Source organism: Photorhabdus hainanensis (genome assembly GCF_018448965.1).
Classification (GTDB): Bacteria; Pseudomonadota; Gammaproteobacteria; order Enterobacterales; family Enterobacteriaceae; genus Photorhabdus; species Photorhabdus akhurstii.
Genome location: NZ_RCWD01000052.1, coordinates 22,124 through 31,582, shown reverse-complemented (window position 1 = coordinate 31,582; position 9,459 = coordinate 22,124). Strand labels below are relative to the sequence as shown.

General features: G+C 43.6%; 5 protein-coding genes. 1 reads left to right on the top strand and 4 read right to left on the bottom strand.

Going from position 1 to position 9,459, the window contains the following annotated elements:
* On the top strand, positions 1 to 240 hold a 240-nt coding region (locus tag EAE92_RS21945), incomplete at its 5' end, for a transposase (protein WP_214066812.1).
* Here EAE92_RS21945 and EAE92_RS21940 read toward each other — a convergent pair.
* The 4 genes from EAE92_RS21940 to EAE92_RS21925 are packed head-to-tail and all read right to left on the bottom strand — an operon-like array spanning position 215 to position 9,301.
* Positions 215 to 418 (bottom strand): DUF262 domain-containing protein, encoded by a 204-nt coding sequence (locus EAE92_RS21940; protein WP_214069592.1) that lies wholly within the window; start codon positions 416 to 418, stop codon positions 215 to 217. The genes EAE92_RS21945 and EAE92_RS21940 overlap by 26 nt on opposite strands.
* Complete coding sequence (locus EAE92_RS21935) at positions 415 to 5,838, bottom strand: FtsK/SpoIIIE domain-containing protein (RefSeq protein ID WP_214069591.1); 5,424 nt, start codon at positions 5,836 to 5,838, stop codon at positions 415 to 417. The genes EAE92_RS21940 and EAE92_RS21935 overlap by 4 nt, the downstream gene beginning before the upstream one ends.
* On the bottom strand, positions 5,832 to 7,385 hold the full coding sequence (locus tag EAE92_RS21930; RefSeq protein WP_214069590.1) for a hypothetical protein: 1,554 nt from the start codon (positions 7,383 to 7,385) through the stop codon (positions 5,832 to 5,834). The genes EAE92_RS21935 and EAE92_RS21930 overlap by 7 nt, the downstream gene beginning before the upstream one ends.
* Complete coding sequence (locus tag EAE92_RS21925; protein WP_214069589.1) at positions 7,382 to 9,301, bottom strand: DEAD/DEAH box helicase family protein; 1,920 nt, start codon at positions 9,299 to 9,301, stop codon at positions 7,382 to 7,384. The genes EAE92_RS21930 and EAE92_RS21925 overlap by 4 nt, the downstream gene beginning before the upstream one ends.
* Between the last annotated feature and the right edge of the window lie 158 nt (positions 9,302 to 9,459).

Sequence of the window (9,459 nt, the reverse complement as noted above, 5' to 3'; positions counted from 1 at the left end):
AGTGTTAAGCTTCCTTATTTTCAGTGGGTTAACACAATGATAAGTAATGTAAAAAATTCGATACGCGGAACATATCATTCGATTAGCAAAAAGTATTTACCTCGTTATCTTGCCGAATTCTGTTTCAGGTTCAATTGGCGCTTTAACCTTAAAAAAACATTCGAACAGCTTATTTATTCATGTATCCGGGCAGCACCTATACCTGAGTATTTACTCAAGCTAGCTGAGATTCGATGGTAATCAGGAAAATCTTTGGCATTGGAATTGCGTTCATAATGCTATCTATCAACATAATCTTCGCTGCAATCCCCCAAACTTCTCTTCTTTGATAATCGGGTTGTAATATCAAAGTTCCTGCGTCATTCCAGTCTCTTATATCTGAAATTGGATGCGTTGTCGAAACCCATTTTTTTGTCATTTAACCTGTTCCATAACATGCGCTGCAACAGAAGAATCCGTACGGATAGCTTCTACAGCTAACGAAATATCGTCATCCGATAAGAAAGGGGCTTGTGCGAATATTAGCCCATTCTCCCCATTCAATTTAGCGGCGAGATGCCCCTTACCTAAAAGCAATTCAGCTCCTGGACGATCCAAGGCTATCTTCGAAGTTGCTTCACTAGCCACCTTCAGAATCAATCTATTACCTAAATTTTCTCTAAGTTGCATAGGCATCACGTCCTTATCAGGACGTTGTGCTGCAAAGATCAAATGAATACCTGCTGCACGAGCTTTCACTCCAAGGCGCTGTACTACAGCACCTACCGCAGATTTATATTCATCATCAAACATCCAATCTGCAAACTCATCATGTACTAGAAACATCATTGGTAGCCGTTCTTCATACATAACCTTACAGTTATAGGTAGAGAGGTCTCTAGCACGAACCTTAGCAAAGGCGCGATAGCGATCTTCCATCTCCTCTACCAAAGTTCCCAACACCTTCTTTGCATGTTCTTTAGTAATGATTATTTCTTCACGCATATGGGGAAGGTCAGCCAATGAAGCATAATCAACTCCCATTTTCGGATCGATCAAGATAATATTTGAAAGATTTTTAGGGTTTGTCGCAGCGATATCTAACAACAGAGCCTGTATTAAAACCGACTTGCCACTACCGGTCGCACCGGCAACTAATGAATGCGGTTCGTGTGAGGACAATCCCCCAAATTCGGAACCCAAATTGAGGTAAAACAACGCACCATTCACTTCTTGCACACCTAACAAGAACGATGTGTTGATACCCACCATATTTCGATTAATCTCACGCTTGGCCCATAGTTCCCAAAGAGATACTGATTGCCTCTTAGTGCCCGCGATTGTAACAACTATCTCACCTGGTTTAGGTTGGACGATTACCAAGTTGATAGCATGGGTAGTCATAAGCTGAGTGCGTTTGTTCTCGATATCTTCAACGCGCAGACGATCTGAGCCAGCTAAGCGAACTAAACAACCATTTGGTGTCAAGCGAGTACTTATAACCGAAGCCTGTAATCCATAACTGTTAAGAGCAATCTTAAGCTTCCTAGTAACCTCCTGAGCCCAAATCTCGCGCTCTGCATCAGCCTCGGCTCCACCTGCATATTTAGAGGCAATTAGCCTCGATAATTCTGTTCCATAGTTAGTATGGCTATTGAAAGAATGTGGTTCTATTTCACTAACTACCGCAAGTGCTATCGGCTCCTTTGAGTAAGGAGAATCCAGAACCGTTTTGCCCTGTTGGGGAATATCATTTTCACTAATTAAGGATGGGTAATCATCCTCCAAAATAGTTGATGCTGACACAAGCTCTTCAACAGAGGTGAGCCAGGCTACTCTACGAGCCGGTTTTTGGAAGATATTATTGCCCCACGGTAACTGTATTCCCATGGTCGCACACTCTTCAACTACACCACTGCCTTTGCTATAGCACTCAGCAATTTTACGTAGTTCAGGACGATCGAATATCATTTGCCAGGCTTGAACACCCGCTAACTCTTCAAGAAGCTCTTGTTCAGAGTTTGAGCCTGTATCAGCATCGAAGGTATGGATATAAACATGCGAGTAGCCTCGAAGAGCTATTTCAACATCCCCTTCACGTAGTTTCGTACGCGCCCGCTCCATCAATCCTGTCATTCCTGGAGGAATTTCTGCATCTATAAGCATATTTGCCAGTCGAGAAAGCCAGATATCGCGATCTAAACGACCTGGGTCACCAAAGAGAGCCTCTCGGAACATGCTAAGCGTAGCAAGAAGTTGATCTTTCGAGTCTCGACGTGCCTTAGCAAGTCCATCGGCACCAACATATTTAGACTCAACAATCACAATAGATACGCGGATTTTTTCGTCCGTCTCCACAACATTTAATGCCAATATATCGGCAATACGGCTTTCTGTCTGAGACAACCAAAGTGCATAATCATCCAGTAAGAAATAGGCTGTCAGTGTTTGACTATCAGCTGCCGCTTGTTTGAACTCCTCTGCGAGTAAATAACGGCTGAATACCAAACCGAGCATTTCTCCAGCCGAGGTACCTCGTTTAGCCGCTCTTAAAACAATATCGCCAGAAATAGAAAGAGCATCTTTTTTAGCCTTTTCAGCTGTCTCCTTAAGTTCTTCGTCCCCAAGCTGTAAGTTAAGCTCTCCTAAACGCCTACGCACTAATACACTCAAGAGCCGTAATTCAGATGTCGAACTAACAATGATATTACGACCATTAGTAGAGCTGCGTCGGTAACGGACAATAGTGATACCGTTGTACTGTAATTGACGCTTATCCAAAAGTTCATCATAGGTAGCCACCCACTCGGCTAAATCATGGGCATCTTTTATCATTGCAGCTAAATCAGGATCTTGCAGAGAAATGCGACGAACAGGGAGAAACCTCTCGTTGGTTGATGCATCAGTTTGGCGACAAACCGCCCCTACTGCAGATACATAAGTCCATCCAGAAGTAGTCTGCCAAGGGCAAGTCAAAAATGTGGTTGACTTAAGTTCATTCTCCCCAGAAACACTTCGATAGGAACAACGTGACGGTGCATGTTCCAAAGTTGGTCTGTCATTTGTCCAATCCACCCGGAGCCAATCCACCTTAGCAGCACGAGCAACCACATCATGTAGAAAAGCTATGTCGAAAGGTTTAAAACCTTGGCGACTTTTGATAGGAGTTGCTGATATTGGCGTAACAGAGATACGTAACTTCGATATGAAATTATCACTAGTTTCACTGACCACTGGTAAATCTGGAGCATCATCAACTTTATTAACCAACTCACCATAAACACTGCGAAGCTTGCTTTGGTCAGAGTGACGCATAGACACACTGCATTGAAGTTTTCCGTGCGCTTGCATAGAAGATATTTCGCGTACTGTGGCTAGCGGCAATTCAGCTGCATCAGCGTTATAAAGCACAACATTAAGGTTTGAAGCTTCATGAGGTTGTAACCCAACATAGCGTTCCAGAAGCTCACGAGCCTGCTTCGCTGCTAAAGTTGGATCTACATTCGTCATAGAATCCTCTACTCCTCGAGTAGGTGACTCTAAGAGGCTGTAGCCATTGACAGTACTACTCTCCGAAACCAAAATTAAAGTTCCTTCCCAATCAAGCACACCGATCTCTGGATAGAACGGATGAGCAATCTCGTCGGAAAACTCACGCACAAAGATTTCACGATCACTAAATAAAATACTCTCACTAGAAAGCAAATGCTTGGCAAAGCCCACAACCCTTCTTGATTTAACAGCCAATGCTTTCATTCTTTCTGGATGCCAAGGTGGAATGATCAATGCAGGATTATCACCAACAACCTTCACGGTTCCTATTGCCAGAACTTCTGAAACTAACTTCACTCTGCAAACATCACCACGCGCATGTACCATCAAGGTTGATAATAAAGCACCAAATGACTCAGCCTGCTGCATTACAGCCTCACCATGCAGCCCACTTTCAACAAAGTCGCGCATGGCTTGATTGTAATCTTCTTCAAATTTGTCCCAGGCAATTCGAATCTCGTCACGTTGCCCCGATGTCAGGCGTCCTGCATCAGCCAATTCCTGGATACGTTTCTTGATTTCTGCCCGTTGGCTACGAAGTCTATTGGATGGAGGAACAAGGGAACCTGCATCTCGAGCGAAAGTTGCCTCCAGGCTACCGGTATCCAAAAGCGAGACACTTTGTATTCCTCCCTTCTTACTAACAAGCTTTCGAGGAACTTCAGTACTACCAACAGCGCCTTTCTCCAGTAAACGACGCATATCCCCAACCATAGATAGGCCAATCGAAGCAGGTCTGTAGCTCCAGAGAAGCTGCGTCTTAGCCAGAATAATTTCCTTTTCCTTATTCCTTTGGATCAGAGCAACATCAAACTTGATTTGCAGCGCAGCACGAGATAGTGACGAACTAGGTTTGATTTTGTTTTTCTTGTTATTGTGGTATTCCTTTTCTTTGGCAAAAAAAGATTCATAATCGAATAGCGGATCAGGTAAATTAGCGTTGCCCATTCGTTCAACTTTCCAGTCTACTTTGGAGCCCATGAGTTCCTTAAGGCCCCTATACATAGATGAGAAAAAGCTACCTGCATCATAATTGAAACGCTCTCGCCACTCCTTACGCCCCTTGTTAACAGTAAAGCGCAAGAAACATGTACCACCAGATTCTCTTACTCCCGCATAAAGGTTATGGACGACGCGAGCAAAGCCATCAAAAAAATCATGGCATTCAATAGCCTTTCCATAAAGGGCTTTCTCCCAACGAGAACATAGCTTAGAGTCTTGTTCCAAAAGCCGCCGATGTTTAATGAAAAACTCTTCATCATCTTCACTGAAATCAGCTCTGCGCTCGCGAGCTTTTAAATCTTCTAAAAGCTTACGACTATCTTCATTCAAGGAATTTTCAGGTTCACAATTGTGATCAAAGAATTGGATCGTTGCATCTGATAATCCAAGCAACTTTTCTTTGGGCTTATCGAAAATTAAATAGACACCATCAGCTTCCCATTCAAACCTAGAGAGTTCTATTGCTGTATCAATATCTCCAACCGGTGATTCAATGAAAGCTTCTAACGCCTGACGCGCCCCATCAGAGATCTCTGATTGGTGATCGCAAAGCCGCTCTCGTAGCTCTTCTAAATCAAGTGGTTGGCCATTTTGTCTGAGTTTTTTGAGTAGCGGAGCTCTTTGGAAGAAAAGTTTAGTAAAAGCCTTTTGCCAGGGACCACGTAATGTCGAATAAGTTTTACTGTTAGAGAAAAAAGCAGTATCTCTAGGCAATCCCACTTTCGGTAGTGAGAAGCCGAGCGCATGCCTGATAGCTAATCCATTGGTTGAGATTGCACCAACAATTTCAGAACAAAACTCACCTAGCTGTACTAAAGAAAGTTCAGATGAAGCAAGTAAACCAGCAAGAGCCGCTTGGAAAATAACGCGATCCTCTTGTACAGGAGATAATCCCCCCGAATGCAATGCAGCCTCAACCCAAAGTCTAGCATCGGCTCGCATTTCCTTAGATCCGATTGCCATTACATGGCCTAAGGTATCTGATAAATTATGTTCGTTACCATTGGCGGTAAGTATTGCCACTTTATCAGTTTCAGCATTATTGCGTACAAAACCAGCGTTGTGCGGAATAAGAATGTCCTCAGGAAGCCCCTGCTCCTGAACTAAAGCTTCTGGAATACGCAAATCAACTTGAGTAAATAAATCGTTGTCAGCCAAGATCGCTCTTGCAACTGCTGCGATTTGATTAGAAGAAAGTTTATCTAGCCTGAATAGTGCTGCTACTTCATCGAATTGGCCTGGATTTGAAATGCGTTTGGCAAGGATATCCGCGCCGACACGCCCTATAATGCGTTCGGTTAACATTCAGTTTTTTCCCTTACTGCGAATGGATTTTCCACAAATGAGCAGGAATCAGAGAGTCTGCGTACTAGCCCTAAACCTACAAGCCGCGCTTCGAGGTTGTCTCGGTTCTCACTAAGTTCCTCTTGGTCAACAAATTTTTCGGCCACTAAATAAGCCCCCTCAACATCACCAATTACCAACCCATATCGATGCTTAGCCTCGGCTAAGAATTCATCAAATTGCATTCGATCTTCAACGATTGCAACCACAAGGGATTTTAGCAACCGGTCGTTTGGAGCATACCGTGTGCGCCGGGAAAGTCGGCGTGAACTTAGCCCGATTGCCCGAGACCATGTTGCATGGATCTTGCCAGTATGACGTTCATGACGAGCAAGCGATAATGTGACTAGCTCAGAAATCAAATCATCTGAGTTCTTGCCTGAAAGGTTTCCATCGTCATCCCCTTCAGATGGAGGCCATTGGAACCATTCACGCATCAGTTTCAGACGATCAGAATCAGGGACATCCATCTCGCTTGATTTTTCCCAACGAGAATCTAAACGAATGGATTCTACATATGCACGTACCGCTTTTGCAGGTAACCCTTGGTTATATTGATAACTATCACCAGATAGTGCTCTGAGTTTAGTGCGTTCTTTAGATACGATTTCACACACAATCTCCACGGGTTTGTCATCTCCGGCTTGCCTTTTAGAACGTTCCAGAAAATAGAGCAACATGTTCAGCCCTGTGATAGGGATCAGGTGTTCGAGTGCGTCATAGACCGGAATATCCTTATTCAACACTGCGAGCCAGTCTTCACAAATCTGATCAAAACGAGGATTTTGAGACTCAGGTAAATAACCTGCTAAGCGAGAATCTTCGGCGAGTTGAGTCTCTCCCTGCAAAGCCTTAGCAAGACGATTCATGGGAGAAGTGCTATCAAAGAGTTGATTAGCCAAGACTTGTCCTAGCTCTCCTCCTCTTCTTGTTCGAGTAAGCATTAAATAGAGTAACTCTCCGGTGCGCGCAAAAAAACGTCGATCATTACTTGCATTACCATGCGCATCAAAATTTAAATCTTCGTAGAGTGCATCTGGCCCAAACGGAAAGGCAAACTTAGAACTCCAGCGTTTATTACTGCGGGATTCGAAAGATGAAGAACGTAATAGCTCAATAGCTTTGGCAAAATCATTGAAGTTTGAGAAGACTCGTCTTAGATAGGTTACGTCATCATCTCCCTTCCCCATAGCCCCTTCAGCAAATTTAGTGAACCATTTATTCCATTTCTCTTCATCTGATAAAGTACTATCTGCGATAGACTCAATATATGGATTGTTAAATAACAGGCTACGTAAACGGATTTGTCGCTGAGGTCGGAAGCGGATAGTTCCCCCCAAATTTTCATGAGGAAGTAGAGGCCGATCCAAATTAGCCCCAAGCAACCCTAAGAACTCCAGAACAGTTAAATGTGGAAGTTGCTCATCATAGAGACGGTGCCCCCAAATATTTTCATCAACACAAAAATCAACGTGCTTTATTTCTGGCCGTTTTATAATTGAACTCATTCCGCCCACCTCACTGTCATGGGACGAACGAACCCGCACCCACCAGGTTCAATATTAATAAAGTTTAGAGTCATAGCAGAATCTTCTTCTCCAAACTCTTCATCATCGTACCCAATCGCAGCTTTACGAACTATCTGTGCTTTGCGTAGCAACTTGGCCTTGAAGGCCAAAAGATCTTCGAGACATTCGTTAGAAAAGCTAGCTGGTAGTGCCCCTTCCGAGATACGTGAAAGAAACTCGTGGCGTATAGGTGTTAAATCAAAGCTCACCGAATTTGCCTGCCCGGGAGCAAAAGAAACTTCCAATAATGGCCGACCAGTCTTTTCATCGAGCTTGATACTCATGCCTATACCAGCTTGTCTGCGAGACGGGATATCATGATCGCAAAGCACACTAACCCTTGATTGGGTAAAACCCCCGGAACTTGCAACGAAAATTCTGTCGGAATTTTCCAACAATAATCCAGTAATTACTCTATTCAGTCCTTTTACTATCCGCCCCTTGATTAAATCACCGACTAATTTCTTGGTTTTAAGAGATTCAATAATTGATAAATAGTCTCCAGCAAAACGGAATACTGTCATCGACCAATATGGATAGTTAGCCTCCCCATCAGGTAACGTGAAAAAGAACCTGCGGCGTTGTATTTCAAGCATTTCTAAAAACTCGAAAGCTCCGCCATCTAACCGTGCACTTTCATGGCCTTCCAAATATGCATTCTGGGTAGAGTAAAAGGCTGCTGTGGCCCCGTATATCGGATCTGAGGCTAACAAACGATCAAAGTCTGCACGCAATCGCGAGTCATCTTTCCCATAGACCAACAGTCCATCAATCGCATTACTAGTTTCTTCGCCAGCCCCAAAACTCGCCATCGCTTTGAATATGGGACGCCCAGCCGCTCTACGTTTGGGAAGATTAGCACCAAAAGCGTTTGTATAGATGCTAGCTTTTCCTATATCCTCTCGTTCTTGAATACTCGCAATATCAGCGCAGGTCATTAGATTTTCTTTGACAACTTTAGCATCTGAAAATCCCAAAATCATATTTGAGCATAAGGCGAGTATGTCTCGAGTAGGAAGGTGTAGTCCGTTAAGGCGAGCAATTTCTGTTAAGTCAGCAAGACGCAAAGCTAGCTGGCCACTGTCGGATTCTCCTAACAGCCGTCTACGATTTTCGTCAATTGGACAAATCTTTCCATCTGACTTTAATGAGCAATGCTTACATTTTTCCCATTCAGGGTGCGCAGCAATGGTTCTGACAGCCTCATCTAATGTTTTACGGTTTGTAGTCCTGCTTAGATCAAATACTGCCAGCCTGTTTGGTGCTGGACCTGCCTGCAGAAATTGTTCTTGAAGTGGTTTACGTAAAGGATGAACTCGCCCTTGTCTTCGACCAATATCTCTCAATCGATCAAGTAATTGACCGTGATTAGCCGCAAGAATGATGATCTCAGAATCATCCCCTTCTAACACAGATCGTTCAAGGCGAAGCAGGGGAAGGTCGCTTTCCTCTCCATTAAATTCAGAAAGATCTTTGATGAATACAGCTAAACGGCCATCAGCAAGCGGAAGCTCTTTGATATTACCCTTTGTAGACCAATGCTTAGTTGATCCTCCGAATTTTTCCCACAAAGCACGGCAGTGGTATGTTTTTCCATCACCAGCAGTCCCAGCAATCAGGATTGAACCAGGAACCTTAGACTCAATATGCTCAACCATTTTATCCAGCAATGGTGTCGACAATTGAATCGGATGAACTTTGGCTCGTCCTAAAGCCCTAACGACATATTCATCAAACATGGTGAGGTTGTTAGAAGTAGGTCCGTAGCTTCGAAGAAAACGTACCCAGGCACTACTTGGCTGAGAAGACAGCGCTGTATTCTGTTCAGTTGTTGAATTTGATAGGCTATTCATCATTCTTCTCGTAATCCATAACAATTTGAATCTTAGATAAACGCGCTGGCTCTTGAGCAACGATATGGGTATCAACTAAAGTAAAAGGTATATTAACCATACAAATCATGCAGCGATACTTTAACTTTACCAGTATAACGAACGAAAAGCTGCGAGCTAAG